General features: G+C 62.2%; 19 protein-coding genes. 11 read left to right on the top strand and 8 right to left on the bottom strand.

All coding sequences use genetic code 11. From position 1 onward, the window contains the following. The first annotated feature begins 154 nt into the window (after positions 1-154). Positions 155-859 carry a Crp/Fnr family transcriptional regulator gene (locus AC1D0O_RS24310; RefSeq protein ID WP_477656053.1) on the top strand — a complete coding sequence of 235 codons (705 nt, stop codon included), beginning with the start codon at positions 155-157 and terminating at the stop codon, positions 857-859. A 25-nt stretch (positions 860-884) separates the two neighbouring features. On the opposite strand, the gene AC1D0O_RS24305 is transcribed toward AC1D0O_RS24310, so the two are convergent. Beyond that, entirely contained in the window at positions 885-1,892 is a 1,008-nt protein-coding gene (locus tag AC1D0O_RS24305) for a transporter (RefSeq protein ID WP_477656052.1), read from the bottom strand. Positions 1,893-2,783: 891 nt separating this feature from the next. Between AC1D0O_RS24305 and paoA the strand changes: the two genes are divergently transcribed. From paoA to paoC, 3 genes are read left to right on the top strand one after another with little or no spacing between them, the layout of a single operon-like run. Then, positions 2,784-3,431, top strand: a complete 648-nt coding sequence (gene paoA / locus AC1D0O_RS24300; protein WP_477656051.1) for an aldehyde dehydrogenase iron-sulfur subunit PaoA — start codon at positions 2,784-2,786, stop codon at positions 3,429-3,431. Further along, positions 3,428-4,378, top strand: coding sequence for an FAD binding domain-containing protein (locus AC1D0O_RS24295; protein ID WP_477656050.1), 951 nt, complete (start codon positions 3,428-3,430; stop codon positions 4,376-4,378). Before paoA ends, AC1D0O_RS24295 begins: the two co-directional genes overlap by 4 nt. A gap of 5 nt (positions 4,379-4,383) precedes the next feature. Next, on the top strand, positions 4,384-6,594 hold the full coding sequence (gene paoC, locus AC1D0O_RS24290) for an aldehyde oxidoreductase molybdenum-binding subunit PaoC (protein ID WP_477656049.1): 2,211 nt from the start codon (positions 4,384-4,386) through the stop codon (positions 6,592-6,594). A gap of 658 nt (positions 6,595-7,252) precedes the next feature. Here the strand turns inward: paoC and AC1D0O_RS24285 are convergent. The 7 genes from AC1D0O_RS24285 to AC1D0O_RS24255 form a co-directional block, all read right to left on the bottom strand. Then, positions 7,253-10,363 (bottom strand): type I restriction endonuclease subunit R, encoded by a 3,111-nt coding sequence (locus AC1D0O_RS24285; protein WP_477656048.1) that lies wholly within the window; start codon positions 10,361-10,363, stop codon positions 7,253-7,255. Positions 10,364-10,417: 54 nt separating this feature from the next. Beyond that, positions 10,418-11,233 carry an NYN domain-containing protein gene (locus AC1D0O_RS24280; protein ID WP_477656047.1) on the bottom strand — a complete coding sequence of 272 codons (816 nt, stop codon included), beginning with the start codon at positions 11,231-11,233 and terminating at the stop codon, positions 10,418-10,420. A gap of 25 nt (positions 11,234-11,258) precedes the next feature. After that, positions 11,259-12,620 (bottom strand): restriction endonuclease subunit S, encoded by a 1,362-nt coding sequence (locus AC1D0O_RS24275; RefSeq protein ID WP_477656046.1) that lies wholly within the window; start codon positions 12,618-12,620, stop codon positions 11,259-11,261. Beyond that, positions 12,617-14,359 carry a type I restriction-modification system subunit M gene (locus AC1D0O_RS24270; protein ID WP_477656045.1) on the bottom strand — a complete coding sequence of 581 codons (1,743 nt, stop codon included), beginning with the start codon at positions 14,357-14,359 and terminating at the stop codon, positions 12,617-12,619. Before AC1D0O_RS24270 ends, AC1D0O_RS24275 begins: the two co-directional genes overlap by 4 nt. Positions 14,360-14,460: 101 nt before the next feature. Then, positions 14,461-15,267: a citryl-CoA lyase gene (locus tag AC1D0O_RS24265; protein WP_477656044.1), complete on the bottom strand. Its 807-nt coding sequence runs from the start codon at positions 15,265-15,267 to the stop codon at positions 14,461-14,463. Between the two features lie 16 nt (positions 15,268-15,283). Further along, a complete protein-coding gene (locus AC1D0O_RS24260; RefSeq protein WP_477656043.1) occupies positions 15,284-16,810 on the bottom strand; it encodes a class I adenylate-forming enzyme family protein in 1,527 nt (508 codons plus the stop codon). A 23-nt stretch (positions 16,811-16,833) separates the two neighbouring features. Next, a complete protein-coding gene (locus AC1D0O_RS24255) occupies positions 16,834-17,838 on the bottom strand; it encodes a Bug family tripartite tricarboxylate transporter substrate binding protein (protein WP_477656042.1) in 1,005 nt (334 codons plus the stop codon). Positions 17,839-17,992: 154 nt separating this feature from the next. Between AC1D0O_RS24255 and AC1D0O_RS24250 the strand changes: the two genes are divergently transcribed. From AC1D0O_RS24250 to cheZ, 7 genes are all read left to right on the top strand, one after another. Further along, positions 17,993-18,826, top strand: coding sequence for an IclR family transcriptional regulator (locus AC1D0O_RS24250; RefSeq protein ID WP_477656041.1), 834 nt, complete (start codon positions 17,993-17,995; stop codon positions 18,824-18,826). A 937-nt stretch (positions 18,827-19,763) separates the two neighbouring features. After that, positions 19,764-20,954 carry an EAL and HDOD domain-containing protein gene (locus tag AC1D0O_RS24245; protein WP_477656040.1) on the top strand — a complete coding sequence of 397 codons (1,191 nt, stop codon included), beginning with the start codon at positions 19,764-19,766 and terminating at the stop codon, positions 20,952-20,954. 682 nt (positions 20,955-21,636) lie between these two features. Further along, positions 21,637-22,539 (top strand): CheR family methyltransferase, encoded by a 903-nt coding sequence (locus AC1D0O_RS24240; protein ID WP_477656039.1) that lies wholly within the window; start codon positions 21,637-21,639, stop codon positions 22,537-22,539. Continuing rightward, positions 22,536-23,195, top strand: coding sequence for a chemoreceptor glutamine deamidase CheD (gene cheD, locus AC1D0O_RS24235; RefSeq protein ID WP_477656038.1), 660 nt, complete (start codon positions 22,536-22,538; stop codon positions 23,193-23,195). Before AC1D0O_RS24240 ends, cheD begins: the two co-directional genes overlap by 4 nt. Next, positions 23,192-24,271 (top strand): protein-glutamate methylesterase/protein-glutamine glutaminase, encoded by a 1,080-nt coding sequence (locus AC1D0O_RS24230; protein WP_477656037.1) that lies wholly within the window; start codon positions 23,192-23,194, stop codon positions 24,269-24,271. Before cheD ends, AC1D0O_RS24230 begins: the two co-directional genes overlap by 4 nt. A gap of 96 nt (positions 24,272-24,367) precedes the next feature. Beyond that, a complete protein-coding gene (cheY, locus tag AC1D0O_RS24225; RefSeq protein WP_436158038.1) occupies positions 24,368-24,766 on the top strand; it encodes a chemotaxis response regulator CheY in 399 nt (132 codons plus the stop codon). 1 nt (position 24,767) lies between these two features. Then, positions 24,768-25,424: a protein phosphatase CheZ gene (cheZ, locus tag AC1D0O_RS24220; protein WP_477656036.1), complete on the top strand. Its 657-nt coding sequence runs from the start codon at positions 24,768-24,770 to the stop codon at positions 25,422-25,424. Positions 25,425-25,516 lie beyond the last annotated feature (92 nt).

The following is a 25,516-nucleotide window of genomic DNA, read 5'->3' as shown; positions in this document are numbered from 1 at the left end:
TTGTATCCATAGTCATGCTCGTCTGTCCAGGCAAAAGAAAATTGTCGAAGAAGCGAGGCGATATGAATGTTCTCCGGATGACATTTGGCGGCGCGGCCGTTGCTGGTTAGTATTGCCATCCTTACTTGTCACACTTGCCAGGGGTTCCCACGACATGAATGCGCACCAGGCAGACCAACGCGGCAAGCTGCTCGACTTCCTTGAATCTTCTCCCTGGCGCAAGGGGCTGACCCAGGACCAATTCGACCGCGTCTGCGGCGACGCGGTGAGCCGCACGTTCACGGCCGGGGCGACGGTCTGCCTGCGTGAATCCCCGTCCGAGCACTGGCTGGCCGTCGTCGACGGCCTGGTCAAGGTCGACACGGTGTCGGCCGACGGCCGGGCCACGACTTTTGCCGGCGTTCCCGGCGGCGCCTGGTTCGGCGAAGGCGCCGTGCTCAAGGGCGAGCCGCGCCCCTATGCCGTCGTCGCCATCCGCGACAGCACGGTGGCCTTTGTGCCCCGGGCCACTTTTCTCTGGCTGCTGGACAACAGCCATTCCTTCAGCCGCTGGCTGATAGACCAGCTCAACGCGCGCCTGGGCTACTACGTGGCGCTGGTCGAAGGCCTGCGCCTGGGGGACGTGAACACCCGGGTGGCCTACTGCCTGGCCGAACTGTTCAACCCGCAGCTGTACCCGAACACGCAACTGCGCATAGACATTTCCCAGGAAGAGATAGGCCGGCTGACCGGCATGGTGAGGCAGACCGCCTACCGCGCGCTGCATGAACTAGAAAGCGCCGGCCTGATCAAGGTGCAATACGGATCGATAGAGGTGATGGACCTCGAGGGCCTGAAAAAATTCGCGCTCGGGGCCTGACGCCGCTGCGGGGCCGGGCTACCAGCTACTGCTTCTGCCGGTAAACGTACCAGGCCGCGAAGCCGGTGAAGACGCCGATGATCGCGACGATCACCATGAAGCCGTGCGGAGAGTCGGCCAGCGGCACGCCGCCCACGTTCATGCCCAGCAGGCCGGCCACGATGTTGATCGGCAGGGCCAGCACCGTGACCATGGTCAGGACGAAGACGCTGCGGTTGGTTTCCTCGCTGACCTGCGCGGCGATTTCTTCCTGCAGCAGCTTGATGCGTTCCTTGAGCTCCGACATGTCGCGTATGGTCAATGAAAACTCCTCGGTGGCCTGGCGCAGCTCTTCAAGGTCGCGCTCGCTGACCCAGGGCGGCGGCAAGCGCAGCAGGCGGAACAGGGCGCCGGGCTCGGGCGCCAGCAGCCGCTGCAGCCGCACCAGCACGCGGCGAAGTTTGCCCAGGTCGGCGCGGCGGTTGTGCAGCCGGCCCACCAGGAATTTGTCCTCCACCACGTCCACCTGCACCGTCGCGTCGCGCACGATGCGCACCAGCACGTCGCCCTGTTCGCGCAGCAGGTGGTTCAGGAATGACACCGACGATTCCAGCGGCTTCTTGCCGTTCTTGACCGAGTCGCGCAGGCGGTCTATGGAGCGCAGCGGATGGGAGCGCGCGCTCAGCGCCATGTGCGGCCCGACGTTGAGCCACAGGCTGGCCATCTCGGCCGGGTCGAACGCGAACTCGTAGGCCACGTCGTTGACCACCGCGATCAGCGTGTCGTGGGCGTCCTCGATGCGCGTGGAGCGCGAGCCCTCATGCAGCGCCTCGAAAAACTCCGGCACCGCGTTCAGGTGCTTGCGTATGCTGGCCTCGGCCGCCGCATCGCTGAGGTTGAAGTGCAGCCAGACAAAATCGGACTTCCCCTTGGGCGCCTCGCTCCTGAGCCAGGCCGCCGCCTCCATCAGGTCCACCGGCACGCCGGCCGCGCCGTTTTCAAAGCGGTAGCCGCAGAGCAGGCCGGTCTTGTCGGCGCCGTAAGTGATGTCCATTCGGGGGAAGGGGAGGGGCTTGAGGTCAGTGGCGGAGCGGGAACAGCTTCCGGGAGAGGTCCCACAGTGTGTCGCCTGTTCGTGACGGTTCCGTGACGAACAGTGGCGGGGCTGGTTTTGGCCGGGTCTTGCGCCGGCTGTCCGCGCTTCCTCTGTTCTCTCTTCTTAGGTCTGTTGGCCGGGGGTTGCCCGGCGGCAAGTAACTTTCTTTTGCTTCGCCAAAAGAAAGTCACCAAAGAAAAGGCGACCCGCAGTCTGGGTCCCTACGCTTCGCTTCGGGCAACCTGCGGTGCTCGACTACGGCGGGGTCTCGCGCAAACTCGCCTGCGGCTCAAACAAGCGCGATCCCTGATCCGCCTACGTCTGCGCTCCTCGGCCCAGCCAGGACGGGGCAATCGGGAGCGGGGACAAAAGACAAAGAAAACCAAATACAACAAGGACTCGCCTTGGCGAGTCCTTGTTTCTTAAGTATTGGTATTCCCTCCCCACCCCTTGTGGATGCGCCGAGGAGCGGAGGTCCAGACGGATCAGGGATCGCGTTGTTTGAGCGAAGCGAGTTTAGCGAGACCCCGTCTGGACCGAGCACCGCAGGTTGCCCGCAGCGAAGCGGAGGGACGCAGCAACCAGGGTCGCCTTTTCTTTTGCTTACTTTTCTTTTGGCGAAGCAAAAGAAAAGTGAGTAGCCGCCGGGCTACCCCCGGCCAGCAACTCCCAGCAGAGAGCGCAAAGGCCGGAGCAAGACCCGGCTTCAACACAACCCCGGGCTCCGGCGGCCCGACCCCAAGTAACAGCCACCGACGACCCCCTAAGCCACAGTCCTACAAAGGAGATCCCCACCCACGCGGATGCTCAACCTTTCCCTAGCTGGTCTAATCACAAAGGTGACCCCCCATGAACAATCCCGACCCCCTCACGGTTTCCCGTCGAGGCCTGCTGATTGCGGGCGCCGCCTCGGCGGCCGCCAGCTCTTTTCCCAAGGACACGATGGCCGCGACTGAACCCCCTTCCGCAACCGCCGGCACAGTGCCGACAGCCCGCGTCACGCTCGAAGTGAACGGCAAGGCGCACACGCTGAACCTCGACACCCGCACCACGCTGCTCGACACCCTGCGCGAACACCTGCACCTGACCGGCACCAAAAAAGGCTGCGACCACGGCCAGTGCGGGGCCTGCACCGTGCTGGTCGACGGCCAGCGCATCAATTCCTGCCTCACGCTGGCCGTGATGCACGAGGGCGCCAAGGTCACCACCATCGAAGGCCTGGGCACGCCGCGCCAGCTGCACCCTATGCAGGCGGCCTTCGTCAAGCACGACGGCTACCAGTGCGGCTACTGCACGCCGGGGCAGATCTGCTCGGCGGTCGGCATGCTTGACGAGGTGCGGCGCGGTGTCCCCAGCCACGTCAGCGCCGACCTCAACATCCGCCCCGTGCTGTCCGCCGACGAGCTGCGCGAGCGCATGAGCGGCAACCTCTGCCGCTGCGGCGCCTATTCCAACATCGCCGAGGCGATCACCGAAGTCGCGGGGGTGGCGACATGAAACCTTTTACTTATGAGCGCGTGCGCACCCCGGCCGAGGCCGCAAAAGCCGTCATGCGCCATGCCAACGCCAAGTTCATCGCCGGCGGCACCAACCTGCTGGACCTCATGAAACTGCAGATCGAGGCGCCCGCCCACCTGGTGGATGTCAACGGCCTGGCCTTCGACAAGATAGAAGCCACGCCCGAAGGCGGGCTGCGCATAGGCGCGCTGGTGCGCAACACCGCGCTGGCCGCCGACGAGCGTGTGCGGCGCGACTACGGCGTGTTGTCGCGCGCCCTGCTGGCCGGGGCCTCGGCCCAGCTGCGCAACAAGGCCACCACCGCCGGCAACCTGCTGCAGCGCACGCGCTGCCCGTATTTCTACGACACCGACCAGCCCTGCAACAAGCGCCAGCCCGGCAGCGGCTGCAGTGCCATCGGCGGCCACACGCGCCAGCACGCGGTTATCGGCGCCAGCCAGGCCTGCATCGCCACCCACCCGAGCGACATGGCCGTGGCCCTACGCGCGCTCGACGCCACGGTGGAAACCGTGCGGCCCAACGGCCAGGCCCGCGTCATCCCGATTGCCGACTTCCACCGCCTGCCCGGCGACACGCCGCACATCGAAACCGCGCTCGAGCCCGGCGAACTCATCACCTCGGTGAGCCTGCCCAAGCCCGTGGGCGGCACCCACATCTACCGCAAGGTGCGCGACCGCGCCTCCTACGCCTTCGCGCTGGTCTCCGTGGCCGCCATCGTGCAGCCCGGCGGCGCCGGCCGCGTCGCGCTGGGCGGCGTGGCGCACAAGCCCTGGCGCGTCGAAGCCGCCGAAGCCGCGATGCCCCAAGGCGCGAAAGCCGTGGCCGCGGGCCTGCTCGCCGGCGCCCAGCCCACACCCGACAACGCCTTCAAGCTGACCCTGGTCGAGCGCACGCTCGCCGCCGTGCTGGCCCAGGCCAGGAGCTGAGCACCATGAAATTCGACACCCCCACCACCACCAACCCGATAGACCAGCTCAAGGTCATCGGCAAGCCCACCGACCGCATCGACGGCCCGCTCAAGACCAGCGGCGGCGCGCCCTATGCCTATGAGCGCCACGACGCCGTGCCCGACCCGGCCTATGGCTACATCGTCGGCGCCGGCATCGCCAAGGGCCGCATCGCCTCCATGGACCTGGACGCGGCGCGCGCCTCGCCAGGCGTGCTGGCCATCGTCACCGCGCGCAACGCCGGCAAGCTCGGCAAAGGCAAGTTCAACACCGCCAAACTGCTGGGCGGCCCCGAGATAGACCACTACCACCAGGCGCTCGCGGTGGTCGTCGCCAAGACCTTCGAGCAGGCACGCGCCGCCGCGCAGCTGGTGAAAATCCAGTACGAGCGCACACCCGGCAAGTTCGACCTGGCCGCCGCAAAAGCCAGCGCTCCGCTGGCCAAACCCTCCGATTTCGGCGGCACGCCCGAGTCCAAAATCGGCGACTTCGCGGGCGCCTTCGCCGCCGCGCCGGTGCAGCTCGACGCCACCTACACCACACCCGACCAGTCGCACGCCATGATGGAGCCGCACGCCTCCACGGCCGCCTGGCAGGGCGATAAGCTCACGCTCTGGACGGCCAACCAGATGATCGACTGGAGCGTCGGCGACATGGCCGCCACCCTGGGCATCCCCAAGGAGAACGTGCGCCTGGTCTCGCCCTTTATCGGCGGCGGCTTCGGCGGCAAGCTCTGGGTGCGGGCCGATGCCTTGCTGGCCGCGCTAGGCGCGCGCGCGGCCGGGCGGCCCGTCAAGGTCGCGCTGCAGCGGCCGCTGATGGCGAACAACACCACGCACAGGCCGGCCACCATCCAGCGCATACGCCTGGGCGCCGGCCGCGACGGCAAGCTCACCGCCATGGCGCATGAGGGCTGGTCCGGCGACCTGCCCGAGGGCCAGCCCGAAACCGCGGTCAACCAGTCGCGCCTGCTGTACGCCAGCGCCAACCGCTTCACCGCCACGCGCCTGGCCGTGCTCGACCTGCCCGAGGGCAACGCCATGCGCGCGCCCGGCGAGGCGCCCGGCCTGATGGCCCTCGAAATCGCCATGGACGAGATGGCCGAGAAGCTGGGCCTGGACCCGATCGAATTCCGCATCCGCAACGACACCCAGGTCGACCCCGAGCAGGCCGGCCGGCCTTTTTCGCAGCGCCGCCTCATCGAATGCCTGCGCCTGGGCGCCGAGCAGTTCGGCTGGAACCGGCGCAAGCCGCAGCCCGCGCAGGTGCGCGAAGGCCGCTGGTTGGTCGGCATGGGCGTCGCCGCGGCTTTTCGCAACAACCTGACCATGAAGTCCGCCGCACGCGTGCGGCTCGACAAGAACGGTGTGGTCACGGTGGAAACCGACATGACCGACATAGGCACCGGCAGCTACACCGTCATCGCGCAGACCGCCGCCGAAATCATGGGCGTGCCGTTAGAAAAAGTGCTGGTGCGCCTGGGCGATTCGGCCTTCCCCGTCTCTTGTGGCTCCGGCGGGCAGTGGGGCGCCAACAGTTCCACCTCAGGCGTCTACGCCGCCTGCATGAAGCTGCGCGAAACCGTCGCGCAAAGCGCCGGCATCACCGCGCCCGACGCGGTCTTTGCCGACGGCATGCTGCACGCCGGCGGCCGTTCCATCCCGCTCGCGCAGATCGCCGGCGACAAGGGCCTGGTGGCCGAAGACTTCATGGAATACGGCGACCTCGACAAAAAATACCAGCAGTCGACCTTTGGCGCGCATTTTGTGGAAGTGGGTGTCGACGCCGCCACCGGCGAGATCCGCGTGCGCCGCATGCTCGCCGTCTGCGCGGCTGGCCGCATCCTCAACCCCAAGGCCGCCCGCAGCCAGGTCATAGGCGCGATGACCATGGGCGTCGGCGCCGCACTGATGGAAGAACTCGTGGTCGACAAGCGCCACGGCTTTTTTGTGAACCACGACCTCGCGGGTTACGAGGTGCCGGTGCATGCCGACATTCCGCATCAGGAGGTGGTCTTCCTGGATGAGACTGATCCTATGTCTTCGCCTATGAAGGCGAAGGGGGTGGGGGAGCTTGGGATTTGTGGGATTGCTGCGGCTGTTGCGAATGCGGTTTACAACGCTACCGGGGTGAGGGTGAGGGACTATCCGGTTACGCTGGATAAGTTGCTTGATCGGTTGCCGGCTGTGGCTTGACGATATTGAAGCTTGTTGTTGGTTTGGGTTCCGGGGCCGGGGTTGCCGGCAGCAAGTAACTTTCTTTTGCTTCGCCAAAAGAAAGTCACCAAAGAAAAGGCGACCCGCAGTCTGGGTCCCTGCGCTTCGCTTCGGGCAACCTGCGGTGCTCGAGCCAAGCGGGGTCCGGCTAAACTCGCTTCGCTCAGACAACGCCGGCCCTGATCCGCTTGTCTCTGCGCTCCTCGGCCCAGCCAGGACGGGGCAATCGGGAGCGGGGACAGAGACAAAATACCAAGAAACAATCCAAGACCACAAAGACTCCTTACGGCCAAGGCCATATGACCTGTATAGAAATTGCTGGTTTCTATACATATCCGGATCAATCAGATAAGAAATCGCCGTTTTCTTTGCACGTTGGGTCGCTAAACGTGTCGCTGTCATCGCCATACCAAGGAAATGTGTCGATGAAATCGAGAAATATCGACATAAGTGTCCTGTCATGTCGAAAAAACCTTGAAAAATGAACATGACGCGTGTTGCTACCCAGGCTCTGGGGCGGAGGCGTTTTGTAGGCGATGGCCGGTGAGATTCCGGCGGCTGGTGGGGCCTCTGGGATGTTTAAGAAAAGAGCTTAAACCCAATAACCCCCGCGATGAACCGACGGCATCTAACGCGCCTAAATCTTTGCGCGTAACGTCTCGTAGAGCTGCGAATTGTTGAGCAGGATGTCGAGCAGGCCGTGAAGCACGGCAGGTGAATTGAGTGCTTGTTTGCTTAGCGAGGTGTGCGCGTCATACGACGCCATGATGGCGTTCTGCAGCTCTGGTTTCAGGTCTGGAGAATTTGCAAACTGCATCTTGGTATTGTTCAGTGCCTGTTGCTGCAGCGTCGTCGATTCGGCCACTTTGCCCAGCAATGTACCTTGCACCCAACTCAGTTTGTCTTGATCCGTTGTGTCAGCCCCCAGCAGTTCATTGAGCTTGGCGATCAGTTCGGCCATAAACACCCTCTGCTGTTCCTGCAAGCTGCCACTACCTGCTTCCGTTATAGGCGCCAGTTTCGGAGTTTCCCCGACGTGCAGCGGCAGATTGCGTTGGCCGAGGTCTTTCAGGTGATGGTGTGTGAGGACGACCTTAGACAGATCGATGCCTTCCTTTTCGCGGCCAAACTCCAGCAAAGGGAGCAAGCGCTTGAAAAAGATGGCGCGCATCTCAATAGCCGTATTACCGTAGTCGAATATCTGCGACAGAAAGGTGTAGAGCCGGAGGAAGGTACCCATGTCCAGTTTGAACAAGATCAATGCATCCATTTCATCCTGTGCCGCCTTGCCTTCGTTCTTTGCCTTGGCGGCATGCTGATCTTCCTGCGCAGCCTTGTAGCGTTTCAAAATGCGGTCACTAACTGGCTCCAATGCAAAGACCAACTCGCTCTGCTTGGCATTCGGATTCAACTCTACCTCGACCACCCGATGAACTTCGAAATCGTCGTAGTGTCCTGCTGCATCCAGCTTGGCACGCAGATTGAAAACCAGGTTCGGATCAGTGGTAGCCGAAAGCTCAGCCGTCGTGTGATACGTCTTGAAGGATGCAAGGACTTCTTCGGTATCGTTGACAAAGTCGAGTACATAGGTTGTATCTTTGCCCGGATACGCACGATTCAGACGGCTTAATGTTTGTACCGCCTGAATGCCTGCCAGTCGCTTGTCCACATACATGCCACACAACAAAGGCTGGTCAAAACCAGTCTGAAATTTGTTAGCCACCAGCAAAATCTGGTATTCGCCGCCCTTAAAGGCTTCGCGGATGTCGCGGCCTTTGAGGTTGGGATTTAGAACGGCACTGTTTTCAGTAAACCCATCTAGGCCTGATTCGGCGTCCATCACCTCGCCCGAAAACGCCACGAGCGTGCCGATCACATAGTTTCGGTCCTTGATGTAGTGCTGCACGGCGCGTTGCCAGCGCACCGCCTCCAGGCGACTACCAACCACCACCATAGCCTTGGCTTTGCCACCCAGCAGTGGAGCTACAAATTCTCGGTAGTGCTCGATCACCACTTCAACCTTTTGGGCAATGTTGTAGGGGTGAAGGCGTACCCAGCGCATGATGCTCTTCATGGCAGCGCTTCGTTCTACCTGCTTGTCATCAAGTTCCGAGCCTTCATGGGCCAGCTTGAAGGCCAGACCGTAAGGTGTGTAGTTCTGAAGAACGTCCAGAATGAAGCCTTCTTCAATCGCCTGCCGCATCGAATACACATGAAAAGGCGCTGGCAGGTTGTCCGCCGCTGGTTTGCGTGTCGGGTCCGGGCAGGTACCGAACAACTCCATGGTTTTATTTTTTGGCGTGGCAGTGAAAGCAACAAAGGTAATTCCCTTGTCATCTGCCCGCGCGGCCATCTGGGCCGCCAGCACATCTTCGGTACTCACTTCACCGCCGTCGTTTAGTTCCTGAAGCTCCTCTGTTGTCAGCACCGCTTTGAGCTTTGATGCAGCTTCGCCCGTTTGGGAGCTATGTGCTTCATCAGCGACCACCGCAAACCGTTTACCCTGGGTGGCAGCTAGCCTTCGCACTTCATCGAGTGCATGCGGGAAAGTCTGAATCGTGCAAACCACAATCTTCTTGTCACCCGACAGTGCTTCAGCCAGCGCTGCGCTTTTACTGCCTTCGGTATTCTTGATGGTCGCCACTACGCCGCTGGTGCGCTGAAAATCAAACAGCGCCTCCTGCAGTTGCGAGTCAATCACGTTACGGTCAGATACCACCAGCACGGTGTCGAATACCTTGGCATTGTTGGCGTCGTGCAGTTCAGCCAGAAAGTGAGCAGTCCAGGCAATCGAATTGGTTTTTCCGGAGCCAGCGGAGTGCTGTATCAGGTACTTGCCACCCGGACCCTCTGCCGCCACGGCAGCCTGCAGTTCGCGTGTCACGTCCAGCTGGTGGTAACGCGGAAAGATGATGCTTTCTATTTGCTTCTTCTTGTTGCGCTGCGCAATCAGGTAGCGGCCCAGGATTTCAAGCCAGCTATCGCGTGCCCAAACCCGTTCCCAGAGATAAGCCGTGCGATGACCACCTGCAGCATTTGCCGGATTTCCCGCTGCGCCGTTGTTGCCCAAATTGAAAGGCAAGAAGTTTGTGGCTGACCCATCCAGCCGGGTGACCATGGCCACCTCGCTATTGCTTACGGCAAAGTGCACCAATGCGCCGTTGGGGAAAGAAAGCAAAGGCTCGGCCACCTGGCCTTTGGCTCGAGGCAGCCGGTCTGTCTTGTACTGCCAGATCGCGTCGTCAATGTTCTGGGTGAAGTCCGTTTTCAACTCAACCGTGGCAACCGGCAGCCCGTTCAAAAACAGYACCAGATCAATGTTGTTTTCGTTGTGCAGTGAATAGCGAACCTGCCGTACCACACGCAAGCGGTTGGCTGCGTAGCGCGCCAGGATGTCAGGATTGATGGCCAGTGCGGGTTTGAACTCGGCCAGTTTGAGCGGTGTCTTCGGGCCCAGCAACTCGATACCGTGGCGCAGTACGTCCAGCGTACCGCGCTGGTCAAGCTGGTCACGCAGACGCGTGAGCAAAGTTTCTTCAGCTTGCGAACCGTGGTTTTTGAGTAGCGTCTCCCAGGCTTTGGGCTGCGTGCCTTGCACCCAGGTCAGAACATCCGCGGGGAACAGGGCTCGCGCCTTGTCGTACCCTGCCGCATCACCCTCGGCGCCCGGCGCGACATAAAGCCAACCATTTGCTGCGAGGTAGTCGCAGATTTCGGTCTCGAAGCTGATTTCTTTATGAACGCTCATGGTGGGTCTGGCCTTGGCTGTAGGTTGTGGGCGTTTTGAGCGTATCGAGAGGTTCTAATCGTGGGCACCGCTTGCGGCGCCCTCTTCGTCATGCAGCGTAGGCGCGAGCCGGACTGTCCAGTGCCCAGCTGGCTCTTGCTCCACCACCAGCAAGTCGTAGGTTCGTAGCATATCCAGCAAACCTGAATGGCCATAGGTCTGCGGTGAAAACGCGGGGTCTGTCCGTTTCAGATACTGACCCAGAGGTCCGAGCCCCACCTTACCCTCTGACGTATCGCTGGTCAGTAGCGTGACGGCCTCAATCACAAACCGCGGCCTGCGTTTGGGCAATGGCTTTGCCGCCTCTGCTTTCGCTGGCTCCTCCTTGGCTATCGCGATCTTCTCGATGGTTTTTTCATCCACAATCGCGACCTGTTCGATGGCCGGTTCCGGCCGCACCCACTCAAAAAACTGATCGCTGGCATTTCGAAGCGCATCTGGTGTCTTGGTTTCTCCAACGATGCAGACGGTGGCGCCACGCTCACGAAGCTTTCGGCAAAGGTAAGCAAAATCTGAGTCGCTGGTGACGAGGCAGAACGTATCTGCCCGGTGATCAAACATAGCCTCAAGCGCGTCAAGCGCCAATGCAATATCCGCAGTATTTTTTCCGGCTGCGTATTGATACTGAAGGCAAGGAGTGAATGCGAGACGTACCAAGGCTTCTTGCCACTTATTGGCCAGTGTGGTGTAGTTACCATAGCCACGGCGTAAAACAACGCGACCGAACTGCGCAATTACCTTTAATGCATATCCCAGAATTTCGGGCGTTGTGTTGTCGCAGTCGACAAGGACCGCGACGCGCGTTTCGGCTCCGGGGGCATTGGGACTCATAACAACTCCTTGTTGTGGGTCGATCTTATGCGAAGGATGGCTGCTCACGTACATCAATCTGACCGGCGACGGCTGCAGCGATAAGCGCCGTTCGGCGTTCTTGAAGAAGATCGATTGCGAGTTTCGCTTCTGCAATTAGGTTGGAAAATTCGCGGTTGCTAGCTGCAAGGTATTTCAGTATTTCATCCTGTTCTTCTAAACAAGAAGGTAGTGCAACAACACAATTTTTGACGTTCGCCTTGTTCAGTTTTGGTTGAGCTGTGGAAGTGGATGCTAGTCGGAGTTGTTCTTGAACATTTATGGACATTAAACAGAGTAAGCCATAGTCATTTGTTAGAAGCAGAGGGTTAAATCTAATCAAATACATATTGGGTCCGAGCGTCGATTTGTGATTCACCTTCGGCATCAAACAGGCGTAACCGGCATAAGCACCAACGTTTGCCAGCAATACCTCACCTCCAAAAAGCTCAGACTTCGAAAGATACCGATGGGCAGCCTCGTCAACATATAAACCATCGTTGGAAAGCGCTTCTCGTAAATCCGTAAGCCGCACTAGCCGTGAATAACCACTATTCAAATAGTTGACGTTTTCAGCCAACGATGCAAACGACCCATTGGCCGTGAAGTCAGTGAGCGTTTCCAGTAGGTATTTAACGGGTTTGATTTGCCAATGCGCTGGTACATTTCCCAACCATTCGATGCCGGACGGTTTCATACGAACGTTGGGATTCAGACCTCGGGTGATGGTACGGGAGATGATGGCTTGGCGCTTTTCCTTTAGTAACTCTATTAGTCGCCGCTGCTCAATTACCAGCGCATCTATCTTTGCGGTTTCGTGGTCAAGGAAGGTTGCGATCTGATCTTGTTCGTTGCGGGGGGGGAGTGGGATCGGTACGGCTGCGACTTTCTCTGCGGTGAAGTGAGCAATAGTTGACTTGTTGCAGAGAACATCGATGTATCCCATGCTTTTGATAGTCGACATCCAGTAGTAGAGATATCTATTCGAGTTGTCATGACGGGCCCGAACACGATTCACGGAATTTTGAAAGTAGCATTCTTCGATCTCAGATTTCCATAAACATGAACGACCTACATCCCCACCTTCACTAATCAGTAAATCTCCGTAATCCAATTTCAATTGCGACCGATCACGTACTGAAAGCCACATTTGTTTGATTTCAGTGGAGTCAATTCCATTCCACTTGATATTTGCTGCTCTCAAATACGGTCGCAATTCGTCACCTGGGCCGCTTGATTCAGTTTGAAGCATTTTCCCAAGAGTCACGTCAAAGCCACGTTTTAGCGCCGTCACTTTCCAATGATCTGGAACCTTGCCCAGCCAATCCAGGCCGCTGTCTTTATAAGCCGAATAACGCGGAAAGGTCATACGGAAAGCCTACCAATCATGGTCAGGATGCGGTCGGTCACACCTTTCAGTTCGGCGTCAATCTCCCTTAGGGGCCGCGGTGGTTTAAACACATAGAAGTGCCGGTTGAATGGAATTTCGTAACCAATCTTGGTTTTTTCTTCATCAATCCACGAGTCGGCCGCATGTGGCAGCACCTCGCGTTTGAAGTAGCTTTTGATGTTGTCGCTGAGCGGTACGTTCTCGGTATCGCGCAAGCTACTGTCTGCTACGGGTTTCCCCTTGTCTTTGCCTTTGGTTGCAAGCACCACTTCGCCTGCCGCGTCACGCTCGGGCCGCTCGACGGTGATGGTGCTATACCCAAACTCTTCGTTCTTGAAGATGCGACTGACGGGTACTCCGTCACGCGCGGCTTCCTCAAAGTGGCCAAACAGGCGGGTAATGTCATCAATGTGCGTCGAATTGAGTTCCTTGCGCTTAGAGCCCAGGCTTCTACGCATCTTTTGCCAGAAACTGCTCGCGTCAATTAACTGCACCTTGCCTTTTCGCGCGGCTGGTTTTCGGTTACTGACAATCCATATATAGGTACCGATGCCGGTGTTGTAAAACATGTCGGTTGGCAGGGCGATGATGGCTTCGACCAGGTCGTTCTCAAGTACGTAGCGGCGAATCTCGCTCTCACCACTACCGGCACCACCAGTAAATAGCGGTGATCCGTTGAGCACGATGCCGAAGCGGCTACCGCCATCGACAGCCGGTCGCATTTTGGAAATCAGATGTAGCAAGAACAGCAGCGAGCCGTCGCCTACGCGCGGCAGTCCAGGGCCGAAACGGCCGTTATAGCCCTGCTGTTCGGCTTCCCTGCGGATCTCTTTCTCAATCTTTTTCCACTCCACGCCGAACGGTGGATTGGAGAGGGCATAGTCGAAGTGCTGACCAAGCAGGCCGTCATTGGATAAGGTGTTTCCAAATTTGATATTGGCGACGTCTTGCCCCTTGATCAGCATGTCGGCCTTGCAGATCGCGTAGGACTCCGGATTTAACTCCTGGCCGTACATTACTAATCGGGCTTTGGGGTTGAGAGTAATCAGATGCTCTTCTGCTACAGATAGCATGCCCCCCGTCCCCGCTGTGGGGTCATACAAAGAACGCACTACGCCTGGCTTGGTTAGTGCCTTGTCATCTTCGATGAATAGCAGGTTGACCATGAGGCGAATCACCTCGCGAGGGGTGAAATGCTCGCCGGCAGTTTCGTTGGACAACTCGGCGAACTTGCGGATAAGTTCTTCAAACACTGCCCCCATTTCGGCATTGCTGACCGTTTCAGGATGCAGGTCAATGGTCGTGAACTTCTCGGTCACCATGTAGAGCAAGCCCGACTTGGCGAGTTTGTCAATTTGGGTGTGGAACTCGAAACTCTCGAAGATGTCTCGCACGGCGGGCGAGAAGGCCTGGATATAGGCGCGCAGGTTCTCTCCAATGTGGTCCTGGTCGCCCATGAGCTTTTTCAGGTCAAGCGACGAGGTGTTGTAGAAAAACTGGCCTGATTTGCGCAGTAGAAACGACTCCGGATTTAATCCGGCTTTCTCGCGGGTAACTTTCTCAGCCAATACGGCCTTCTTGGTGGGTTCAAGCACACAATCGAGGCGGCGGAGCACAGTGAAGGGAAGGATGACTTTGCCGTATTCAGACTGTTTGTAGTCACCACGCAAGAGGTCGGCGACAGACCAGATAAAGGAAGAGAGGTTGGGATTTGCCATGGGAGGCAAGTTTATGGCCTCCGCCGTGATTATTGGGGGCTCGATGCTGAAATCTAACCCCAGCCGGCGCGGCGGGCTGAAAGCAAGCCATTACGGCAAATTTAGGAAGCGAGCTTCGCCTTTGCTTCGTCGGTCGTCCCCACAAACGGAACCGCCCCCTCCACCGTCTCCCAGATAAACCGCCCCGAAGGACTGCTCTGCTCCTCAACGATGTGCGCCACCAGGCCGGCCGCTCGCGAAATCACGGCAAAGCCACGCATCACAGCCGTAGGTACCCCGATCTCCCCCAGCAGCGCCGACACAGCCCCCGTCGCATTGATCGTGATGGGCCGGCCCGCCACGCTATCAACCGCCGCTGACAGCCGCTCCAGCGCACGTATCTTGTCCCCCACCAGTTCGGGTTCGGCGCGGGCCAGCTCTAACAGCTTGTAGGCGCGCGGGTCTACCGGTTTGTGCAGGTGGTGGCCGAAGCCGGGGATGGGGCTTTTGAGGGTTTTGTAATGTTGGGCGATGGCCAAGGCTTCGGCTTCGGGGTCTGCGGCTGAGGCAATGCGGTCCAGCAGGCCTGAGCAGTTTTCCATGGTGCCGACGAAGGAGCTGCCCACGGCCAGCAGGCCGGCTGCCACTGCCCCTTGCAGGTTTTCGGGGGCGCTCATATAGACCAGGCGCGTGGCAATCGCGCTGGGCGTCAAGCCGTGTTCCATCAAGACAATCAGCACCGCGTCGGTGATGCGCAGGTCCACGCCGCGCGGTGGGCGGTTCAGGATCTGCATGAGCATGACTTCGGTGAACGTTTTTTTGCCCATCAGGTCTTCGACCAGGTCGGCGTTGCGGTAGTGCAGGCTGGTCAGCGTGTGGGTGCACAGGCTGGTGACGGGTCTGGCTTGGGGTTTTTTGGCGCTGGTCATGAAGGTCTTTCTTTCATCAGGCAGCAGCGGTCGCCGCGCCGGCGGCCAGGGCTTGTTCGCGCACCGCGCTTTTGAGGACCTTGCCGACCGGCGAGCGCGGCAGGGTCTCGTGGAAGTGGATCAGCTTGGGGGTCTGCACCGGGCCCAGGCGTTCGCGCACAAAGGCGATCAGTTCGGCCGCCGTGGCCTGCCGGCCGGTGCGCAGCTGCACCGCGGCGTGCACGGCTTCGCCCCATTTGTCGTCGGGGACGCCGAAGACGGCGCATTCATGCACCGCCGGGTGCTGGCCCAGCGCGTTCTCGACGTCGACGGGGTAGACGTTAAAGCCGCCGGTGATGACCAGGTCTTTGAGCCTGTCCTTGAGGTAGAGGTAGCCGCGTTCGTCGATCAGGCCGCGGTCGCCGGTGTGCAGCCAGCCGTCGACGATGGTTTCGGCGCTCAGGCCGGGCAGGCGCCAGTAGCCGGACATCAGCAGGTCGCCGCGTGCCACGACTTCGCCGACCTCGCCGGTGGGCAGCAGCTTGCCGCCGGGCGCCATGATGGCGACGTCGCTGAACCAGGTGGCGCGGCCCACGGCGGCCCAGTTGCGTTCGTCCTCAAAATCTTCGGGCCGCATCACCGTCAAAATTTGCGGGGCTTCGGTCTGGCCGTAGGTGGTGCCCAGCACGGGGCCGAAGAAGTTGCGGACTTCGCGGATTTTTTCAGGCGGCATGGGGGCGCCGCCGTAGATCAGGCGGCGCAGATTCGGGAAGTCGGCGCGGGAGGCGCCGGGCAAGGCCATCAGCATATAGACCAGCGTGGGCGGCATGAAGCTCACGGTGCCGCCTCTTTCTTGAAAAGCCGTGCGCACGGCCTCGGCGCCCGCGCCGGCCAGCAGCACATGGCAGCCGCCCTGGGCCAGTATGGGCAAGAGGTAGGTCGAGGTGCCGTGCGTGACGGGCGCGGCCACCACATAACGTTCATGTTCGTCAAAACCCCAGGCGTTGATCTGGTTTGTGATGTTGGCCATCCACGCGCGGTAGGTCTGCATCACGCCCTTGGGCGCGCCGGTGGTGCCGCCGGTGAACTTGATGGCCTGCGTGGCTTCGGGCGGCAGGATGAATGAAGGGTGCGGCGCGCCCGCGTGCCGTGCGCTGAGTGCGGCGATGTTGGGCACCCCGTCATCGCCGGCCGCGCCGCAGCAGATGCGACGGCCGGGCGCGCCTTCCAGCAGCGGGGCGCCATCGGCATCCATGACGAGGATGGAGGGCTCGGTCGCGTCGACGATGCGGCGGACTTCGGTGCGTGTGCTTTTGGGGTTCAGCGGCACCCACACCTTGCCGCAGGCCAGCACGGCCAGCAACGCGGCGATGTGTTCGCTACTGTTGCCGGCGCAGATGGCGACGCGGCTTTGCGGGGCTGGGTCACACTCGACCAGCGCGGCCGCGAGGGCCGAGACCCAGGCGGCCAGCGCGCCGTAGCGCAGCGTGCCTTCGGGGGCGTCGATGGCGATGCGTTCGGGCCAGCGTTCGGCGGCGCGCCAGAAAAAATCAATCGGGTTCATGCGGGCGGTTCTTCCTGGTTGTTTTATTCAGCGCGGGCGCCGGATTGCTTGACGACCTCGCGCCAGCGTTTGGCTTCCGACAGCGTCCAGCTGCGCATCTGCGCTGGCGTGCCGGGCTCGGGCGTGGCCGCGAGGTTGAGCAGGCGCTGGCGCACCTCGGGCAGGGCCAGCACCTTGAGCAGCTCGGTGTTGACGCGCTGCACCACGGCCTGCGGCGTGCCGGCCGGCCCGGCGATGCCGAACCACGATTGCACGTCAAAGCCCGGGAAGCCCGACTCGGCCACGGTGGGCACCTCGGGCAGCAGCGGCGAGCGCTGGGGGCTGGTGATGGCAATCGCCTGCAGCTTGCCGCCGCGCACATGCGGCAGGGCCGAGGGCGCGTTGTCGAACATGGACTGCACCTGGCCGCCCAGCAGGTCGGTCACGGCGGGCGCGCTGCCGCGGTAGGGCACGTGCAGCATGGGGACCTTGGCCGCCATCTTGAAGAGCTCGCCCGACAGGTGGATGGACGAGCCGCTGCCGGCCGACGCGAAGGTGATGCCGTTGGGCGAGGACTTGGCGAAGCTCACGTAGTCGGCCAGGGTTTTGATGGGCAACTGCGGGTTCACCACCAGGATGTTGGGCACCTTGGCGATCAGGCCCATGGGCTCGAAGTCTTTCAGCGGGTCGTAGCCCAGCTTGTCGTAAAGCGAGGCATTGATGGTGTTGGCGATGGTGTAGACGTACAGCGTGTAGCCGTCGGCCGGCGCGCGCGCGACGACCTCGGCGCCCACATTGCTGTTGGCGCCCGCGCGGTTGTCGACCAGGATGGGCTGGCCCAGCTGCTTGCCGAGCTCGACCGCCACAATGCGCGCGATCACGTCGGTGGCGCCGCCGGCCGCGTAGCCGACGACCAGCTTGATGGGTTTGCTGGGCCAGGCGGCGGGCTGGGCCTGGGCGGGCAGGGTGGCTGCGCAGGCGAGGGTGGCGAAGAGGGTGAAGGCGGCGCGAAGCGCCAGCCGGCGCAATGGGGTGCGATGCAAACTCATGGTGTATGTCTCCTGTTGTAGCTGTTGTAGGTATGCGCTGCTTGTGCGGTGCTTGTACCGGGCCTGAGCCGGCAACAGGGGGAAATTCTTGACCAGGCCGTCCCGCGCGACAAACCCGAACGTCCGGCCAGCGGACGTTCTATAGTCCCATGCCATGGCCCCCCGTTCTTCAAAATCCCCTGCATTCTCCGCATCCTCTGATGTCATCGAAGCAGCCGAACCGGTCGAGGCGGCCGACGACGGCGGCAGCCGCACGCTGCGGCGCGGCCTGCAGTTGTTGGATGCCGTGCTGCAAAGCGGCCGCGAAGGTTTGCGTGTGGTCGACCTGTGCCGCGCGGCAAGCCTGGAGCGCGCCACGGTGTACCGCCTGCTGGCCACGCTGCTCGAGGCCGGCTATGTCGCGCCGCGCGGCCGCTTCCGTTATGTCGCGGGGCCGCGCCTGGCGCAACTGCAGGCGCCGCCGCCTTCACCGTCCGATTTCGCAGCACGCCTGCAGCCGGTGCTGGCGCGCGTAAGCCAGGCCTGCGGCGACGCGGCTTTCGCCATCGTGCGCGAGGGCGCGGCCTCGCACTGCATCGCCCGCCAGGTCGGCACCCACCCGGTGCAGATGCTGGTGATCCAGGTCGGCACCCGCCAGCCCCTGGGCGTGGGGGCAGCCGGCCTGGCCCTGCTGGCCGCGCTGCCTGAAGAAGACGCGGCCGGCGTCATCGCCGCCAACGCGCCGGTGCTGGGGCGGTATGGCGGCATGACACCGGAACGGATGGGGATTCTGGTGCGCGCCACGCGGGAACGGGGGTGGGCTGTGATTGGTAATCACGCTACTGAGGGGGTGCTGGCGGTTGGCATGGCTGTGGCTGGGCGGGATGGGGTGGCTGCTGCTGCGATCAGTGTGGCTTCTACTATGGAGAGGATGCCTCGGGCTAGGCAGGGGTTGATTGTTCGCTCCATGCGGGAGGCGCTTGGGGCTTTGCTTCCTGAGGGCTTGTAAGCCGCTCGTTGAACATTACGATGCGGTGTTGACGCCGGGTCTTGCTCCGGCTTTTGCGCTCTCCTCTGAGGGTTGCTGGCCGGGGTTGCCGGCAGCAACTCACTTTTCTTTGCTTCGCCAAAGAAAAGTAAGCAAAAGAAAGGCGACCCGCAGTCTGGGTCCCTACGCTTCGCTTCGGGCAACCTGCGGTGCTCGAGCCAAGCGGGGTCCGGCTAAACTCGCCTTCGGCTCAGACAACRCCGGCCCTGATCCGCTTGTCTCTGCGCTCCTCGGCCCAGCCAGGACGGGGCAATCGGGAGCGGGAACAGAAGACAGAAATACAAAGAAGATAAAGAAGACAAATACAAACAAGGACTCGCCGTGGCGAGTCCTTGTTTCTTGAGTATTGGTATTCCCTCCCCACCCCTTGTGGATGCGCCGAGGAGCGCAGGGTCAGACGGATCAGGGATCGCGTTGTTTGAGCGAAGCGAGTTTAGCGAGACCCCGGCTGGACCGAGCACCGCAGGTTGCCCGCAGCGAAGCGGAGGGACGCAGCAACCAGGGTCGCCTTTTCTTTTGCTTACTTTTCTTTTGGCGAAGCAAAAGAAAAGTGAGTAGCCGCCGGGCTACCCCCGGCCAGCAGCCTCAGCAAAGACCACAGACCCCCCGGGCCAGCAGCCCTCAGCAAGAGCAAAAGAACCCCCAACCCCAATTCCGAAAACAGAGTGGTGAATCCCCACCTGTTCGAGTCAATCGCTTTCAACCTTTCTCCTTACAGTTTTCCCCAAAGACCGTCTTGCCGACGACCAGCGGCCCGCCCCCTGCACGGCGACCGCCAGCCAGCCTTTCCAGCAGGCGCCGCCCAACGGCAGCCGCGGGAAGGGCCGGTGGGCAAGACAGGCCGGCGCCACCAGAGCCCCACGAGACAACCCTAGCCACAACCGGATCGACCATCGCCATGCCAGAAAACAAATACCTCGTCAGAGCGCCGCTGCTGGACCCCAAACAACAGGTGGCCGGCTACAGGCTGGCCTGGCAGAGTTCGGCCCCTACCGACGCGCGGGAAGACGTGCGCCAGCTGCTGGACTTTGTGGGCGAGCGCGCCCAGGCGGCCGAACTCGGTTTGCTGTTCCTGGATGCCGATCATGGCGTGCCGCCGGGCGGCCTGTCGGTCGGCCAGGCGCCCGCGAATACCGTGCTGATGCTGGACTGCGCCGACCTGGCGGAAGACTGCCAGCCTGGCATGGCCTCGATGCGTGAACAGGGCCTGCGCCTGGCGTTGCGCGGTGCGGACCTGGCTTTTATGGAAACGCATGCCGAGACGCTGGTTCCCTTGGCCACGCACCTCGAGCTGCCGCTGGGCCACCCGGATTTTGCGGCGCTGAGCAACCTGGCCAAGCAGGCCGAGCCGCCGCTGTCCGTGGTGGTGCAGGATTTCCCGGGCTGGCGCGAGTTCGACATGTCGGCCGCGCACGGCGTGGGCGGCTTCTTCCAGCAGCTGTGCACCACGCCGCGCCCCCAGAACAACGCGGGTGCCTTGAGCCCGCAGGCGATCTTCATCCTGCAGCTGATGCAGATGGTGCAGGAAAACGCCGATGTGCGGCATATCGAGGGCGTGCTCAAGCGCGACGCGGCGCTGTCGTACAAGCTCTTCCGCTACATCAACTCGCCGGGCTTCGGCATCGAGGTCGAGATCGAATCGCTGCGCCACGCGGTGACCATGCTGGGCTACACCCCGTTGTTCCGCTGGCTGTCGGTGCTGCTGGCCACGACCAACACGGCGGGGTATTCACACGCCCTGCTGCAGGCCGCCATCGTGCGCGGGCGTTTTGCCGAGCTGCTCGGCAAGGACTTGCTGCCGCGCGCCGAGGCCGAGCACCTGTTTTTTGTCGGCATGTTCTCGCTGCTGGACCAGCTGCTGGGCATTCCGCTCGAAAAAGTGGTGAGCCAGATTTTGCTGCCCGAGCCCGTGGTGCAGGCGCTGGTCAGCCGCGAAGGGGTTTATGGGCCTTTCCTGCAGCTGGTGGAGGCGGGTGAGCAACGGAATGGGCGGATTGTGGAATTGGCTGAGGCGCTTTTCATGACGTCTACGCGCGTCAATCAGGCGCACCTGGCGGCTTTAGCCTGGGCGCACACGGTCACGATCTAGATCTCTGTGCTCCTTCCCCCGCTGGGGGAAGGTTGGGATGGGGGCCTCGCGGCGTTTGATATTCGCTGGTGGTGGTTTGACGGCCGCTGGCCCCTACCCCCGCCCTCCCCCAGAGGGGGAGGGAGTAAGAGCGGTGCGCTGCTATGGCCCTGGTGGGTTTACTCCTTCCCCCGCTGGGGGAAGGTTGGGATGGGGGCTTTGCGGCGCTTGATATTTCGCCGGTGGTGGTTTGAAGGCCGCTGGCCCCTACCCCCGCCCTCCCCCAGCGGGGGAGGGAGTAAGAGCGGTGCGCTGCTATGGCCCTGGTGGGTTTACTCCTTCCCCCGCTGGGGGAAGGTTGGGATGGGGGCCTCGCGGCGTTTGATATTTCGCCGGAGGTGTTTTGACGGCCGCTGGCCCCGTCTTGCAGACCGCAGCCCAGGCTGAGCCTGGGCTTCTTCGCGCTGTCCAGATGCGCGCAGGCGCATCTGGAGCCGCAGCGCTCAGCCCCCGCCCTCCCCCAGAGGGGGAGGGAGTAAGAGAGCCCCTTGCCCGAGCCCGCCGCCCAGCCATACCCAGAGAAGCGGGTGTTTTCTCATGCTTTTCGACCCATGACGCAGGGCAGGGTCTTTGTACATTGACCATGTGTCATTTGCCTGCTGCCCCAGGCGCGCGCGTCGTGCGTGCGATGACCTGAAAACCTATGAATACACCTCTGCATGGCGCAACGGCCTCGTCGGCCGGTCCGGATTTCCTCCTGACGGACCATGATTTTTCGAAAATCCGCACGCTGATCCACCAGCGGGCCGGCATCGCCCTGAGCACGCAGAAACGGCAGATGGTCTATAGCCGGCTGGCGCGGCGCCTGCGCGAGCTGCGCTTGACGGAGTTCGCGACCTACCTGCGTTTCCTCGAGGCCGACCCGAACGGTGACGAATGGCAGCAGTTCACCAATGCGCTGACCACCAACCTCACGGCCTTCTTCCGCGAAGCCCACCATTTCCCGGTGCTGGCCGAGCATGCGAAGAAGTGTCCCAAGCCGCTGAGCGTCTGGTGCTCGGCCGCCTCCACCGGCGAGGAGCCGTATTCGATTGCCATGACCTTGATCGAGGCGCTGGGCGATCGCGCCGCGGGCGCGGCCGCCAGCGTGGTGGCCACCGACATCGACACCCAGGTGCTGGCCAAGGCGCAGGCCGGGATCTTCACGATGGAGCAGGTCAGCAAGTTGTCGCCGACGCGGCTCAAGCGCTTTTTCCTCAAGGGCGCGGGCGCGCAGGCCGGCAAGGTGCGGATACGGCCCGAGGTCGCGGCCATGGTCAAGTTCGAGCAGCTGAACCTGCTGGACGCCAAATGGGCGCTGCGCGAGCCTTTCGATGCGATCTTCTGCCGCAACGTGATGATTTATTTCGACAAGCCCACGCAGAGCCGCATCCTGCAGCGCTTTGCGCCGCTGATGAAGCCGCACGGCCTGCTGTTTGCCGGGCATTCGGAAAACTTCTCTTTTGCCAGCGACATCCTGCGCCTCAAGGGCCAGACGGTGTACGAGCTGGTGGCGCCCGGCGCTAAAACCGGCAAGGCCGACAAAGCCAGGGAAGCCGCACCATGACCACGGCGCACCGGGAGACGGTGGCCACCCACCATTATTTCGACCGCGAGTTCGGCATCTCCGCGGTCAAGCTGCTGCCCGGCGAATACTTTGTGACCTCGACCGACATGGTGCTGACCACGGTGCTGGGCTCCTGCGTCTCGGCCTGCGTGCGCGACACCACGGCCGGCATAGGCGGCATGAACCATTTCATGCTGCCCGAAGACGCCGACCCGTCCTCGCGCGGCGCGGCCGCCTCCATGCGCTACGGCGCCTACGCCATGGAGATGCTGCTCAACGAACTTTTTAAGGCCGGTGCCCGGCGCGAGCGGCTGGAGGCCAAGGTCTTCGGCGGCGGCGCGGTGCTGGCCAATATGACCTTGCTCAACATCGGTGAGCGCAACGCCGACTTCGTGCTGCGTTATTTGCAGATGGAGCAGGTGCGCGTGGCCGCCCAGGACCTGCGCGGCAACTATCCGCGCCGCATCAACTACTTCCCGGCGAGCGGCAAGGTCACCATGCGCAAGCTGCGCCAGCAGGACGACGTGGCGCTGGTGCGCGACGAGGAGCAGGCGCTGGCCGCCAACCTGAGCCGGCCGGCACGCCGCAGCAACGTCGAAATCTTCAACACCGACCTGGCCCGTAACGTGGCCAACAAGAATGCGTGGGCCCTATGAGCGTGAACAAGATCAAGGTGCTGTGCGTCGACGACTCGGCGCTGATCCGCAGCCTGATGACCGAGATCATCAACAGCCAGCCCGACATGGTGGTGGTGGCCACGGCCTCGGACCCACTGGTCGCGCGCGACCTGGTCAAGCAGCACAACCCCGACGTGATGACGCTGGACGTGGAAATGCCGCGCATGGACGGGCTGGAGTTCCTGGAAAAGCTCATGCGCCTGCGGCCCATGCCGGTGGTCATGGTGTCCTCGCTGACCGAGCGCGGCTCGGAAGCCGCGCTGCGCGCACTCGAATTGGGCGCCATCGACTTCGTGACCAAGCCACGCCTGGGCATACGCGACGGCCTGCTGTCCTATACCGACCTGATCGCCGGCAAGATCCGCATCGCGGCGGCCGCCAAGCTGCTGCCGGCCCGGCGCCCCGCGCCTGCCAACGGTGCGGGCGGCGATGCCCCCATGCTGCACAGCCCGCTGCTGAGCACCGAAAAACTCATCATCATCGGCGCGTCGACCGGCGGCACCGAGGCGATACGCGAAGTCTTGCAGCCTCTGCCACCCGACAGCCCGGCGATCCTGATCGCCCAGCACATGCCGGCGGGGTTTACCAATTCCTTCGCGCAGCGCCTCAACGGCCTGTGCCGCATCAAGGTGTCCGAGGCGGTGCACGGCGAGCGTGTGCTGCCCGGCCATGCCTATATCGCGCCGGGCGGTTTCCATCTGTCGCTCACGCGCAGCGGCGCCAACTACATGGCCCAGGTCGACCAGGAGCCGCCGGTGAACCGGCACCGGCCTTCGGTCGATGTGTTGTTTGATTCGGCCGCGCGCCATGCCGGCAAGAACGCCATCGGCGTGATCCTGACCGGCATGGGCCGTGACGGCGCCGAGGGCCTGCTGCGCATGCGCCAGGCCGGCGCGCACACGCTGGCGCAGGACGAGGCCAGCTGCGTGGTCTTCGGCATGCCGCGCGAGGCGATCGCGCTGGGCGCGGTGAACGAGGTGGTGCCGCTGCAGGAGATGAGCCAGCGCGTGCTGGCCCACCTGCGCTCCTTCGGGGAGCGGGCGAACCGGGTGTAGTGGTCTTTGGGGGCTTCCGGCTTGCGCTTCCTTGATCGGGGTGCTGTCCGGATGACATGTGTTTGAGCGTTGATCGTGAATATTGGAGTGAGTGAAGTGGTTGATAAAAACATCAAAATCCTGGTCGTGGATGACTTCCCGACCATGCGCCGGATTGTCCGCAATCTGCTCAAGGAACTGGAATTCGTCAACGTCGACGAAGCCGAGGACGGCGCCGCGGGCCTGGAAAAGGTCAAGGCCGGCAACTACGGCTTTGTGGTGTCCGACTGGAACATGCCGAACATGGACGGCCTGGCCATGCTGCAGGCCATACGCGCCGACCCGCAGTTCGTGAAGCTGCCGGTGCTCATGGTGACGGCCGAGGCGAAGAAGGAAAACATCATCGCGGCGGCCCAGGCCGGCGCCAACGGCTATGTGGTCAAGCCCTTCACCGCCGTCACGCTCGAAGAGAAGATCAACAAGATCTTTGAAAAGATCGAGAAGGAAGGCGCCTGACATGTCGCAAGAAGCACATCAACATCCCGTGCTCCATGCGGCGGCGGCCAGCGATTCGGCCGAACAGCTGGTCAACCGCATAGGCCATTTGACGCGCCAGATGCGCGAGGGCATGCGCGAGCTCGGGCTGGACAAAAGCATCGCCCGCGCCGCCGAAGCAATCCCCGACGCGCGTGACCGGCTGAGTTATGTGGCGCAGATGACCGAACGCGCGGCCGAAAGGGCGCTCAACGCCATCGATGTGGCACAGCCCATCCAGGAAAATCTGTCCAAGCAGGCGACGGCGCTGGGCAAGCGCTGGGACGTCTGGTTCGACAGCCCGCTGGAACTCGACGACGCGCGTGAACTCGTCAAGGACACGCGCGGCTACCTGGCCGAGGCCCCGGCGCAGGCCAGCGCCACCAACGCCCAGCTCATGGAAATCATGATGGCCCAGGACTTCCAGGACCTGACCGGCCAGGTCATCAAGAAGATGATGGACGTGATCAAGGACATGGAGACGCAGCTGCTGCAGCTGCTGATCGACAACGCGCCGCCTGAGAAACGGCAGGATGCGGGGCATGGCTTGCTGAATGGGCCGCAGATCAAGATTGGGAATGCGGATGCCGTTGATGGACAGGGGCAAGTAGACGACCTGCTCGCCAGCCTCGGGTTCTAGCCACTTCAAGCGCCGCTGGCCCCCATCCCAACCTTCCCCCAGCGGGGGAAGGAGCAAATCCGCCAGCGCCGCTCTTTCTCCCTCCCCCATTG

The organism is Polaromonas sp. P1_F2, from assembly GCF_056405735.1.
The sequence above is the reverse complement of the archived record's forward strand: the minus strand, read 5'-3'. Positions and strand labels throughout refer to the sequence as shown.

Bases quoted from the DNA above. Each gene is read 5' to 3' on its own strand.
- AC1D0O_RS24240 (WP_477656039.1), top strand. From the start codon at position 21,637: ATGAATACACCTCTGCATGGCGCAACGGCCTCGTCGGCCGGTCCGGAT.
- AC1D0O_RS24270 (WP_477656045.1), bottom strand. From the start codon at position 14,359: ATGGCAAATCCCAACCTCTCTTCCTTTATCTGGTCTGTCGCCGACCTC.
- cheD (WP_477656038.1), top strand. From the start codon at position 22,536: ATGACCACGGCGCACCGGGAGACGGTGGCCACCCACCATTATTTCGAC.
- cheZ (WP_477656036.1), top strand. From the start codon at position 24,768: ATGTCGCAAGAAGCACATCAACATCCCGTGCTCCATGCGGCGGCGGCC.
- AC1D0O_RS24275 (WP_477656046.1), bottom strand. From the start codon at position 12,620: ATGACCTTTCCGCGTTATTCGGCTTATAAAGACAGCGGCCTGGATTGG.
- AC1D0O_RS24250 (WP_477656041.1), top strand. From the start codon at position 17,993: ATGGCCCCCCGTTCTTCAAAATCCCCTGCATTCTCCGCATCCTCTGAT.
- AC1D0O_RS24260 (WP_477656043.1), bottom strand. From the start codon at position 16,810: ATGAACCCGATTGATTTTTTCTGGCGCGCCGCCGAACGCTGGCCCGAA.
- AC1D0O_RS24310 (WP_477656053.1), top strand. From the start codon at position 155: ATGAATGCGCACCAGGCAGACCAACGCGGCAAGCTGCTCGACTTCCTT.
- AC1D0O_RS24230 (WP_477656037.1), top strand. From the start codon at position 23,192: ATGAGCGTGAACAAGATCAAGGTGCTGTGCGTCGACGACTCGGCGCTG.
- AC1D0O_RS24265 (WP_477656044.1), bottom strand. From the start codon at position 15,267: ATGACCAGCGCCAAAAAACCCCAAGCCAGACCCGTCACCAGCCTGTGC.
- AC1D0O_RS24255 (WP_477656042.1), bottom strand. From the start codon at position 17,838: ATGAGTTTGCATCGCACCCCATTGCGCCGGCTGGCGCTTCGCGCCGCC.
- AC1D0O_RS24305 (WP_477656052.1), bottom strand. From the start codon at position 1,892: ATGGACATCACTTACGGCGCCGACAAGACCGGCCTGCTCTGCGGCTAC.
- AC1D0O_RS24280 (WP_477656047.1), bottom strand. From the start codon at position 11,233: ATGAGTCCCAATGCCCCCGGAGCCGAAACGCGCGTCGCGGTCCTTGTC.
- AC1D0O_RS24245 (WP_477656040.1), top strand. From the start codon at position 19,764: ATGCCAGAAAACAAATACCTCGTCAGAGCGCCGCTGCTGGACCCCAAA.
- paoA (WP_477656051.1), top strand. From the start codon at position 2,784: ATGAACAATCCCGACCCCCTCACGGTTTCCCGTCGAGGCCTGCTGATT.
- AC1D0O_RS24295 (WP_477656050.1), top strand. From the start codon at position 3,428: ATGAAACCTTTTACTTATGAGCGCGTGCGCACCCCGGCCGAGGCCGCA.
- paoC (WP_477656049.1), top strand. From the start codon at position 4,384: ATGAAATTCGACACCCCCACCACCACCAACCCGATAGACCAGCTCAAG.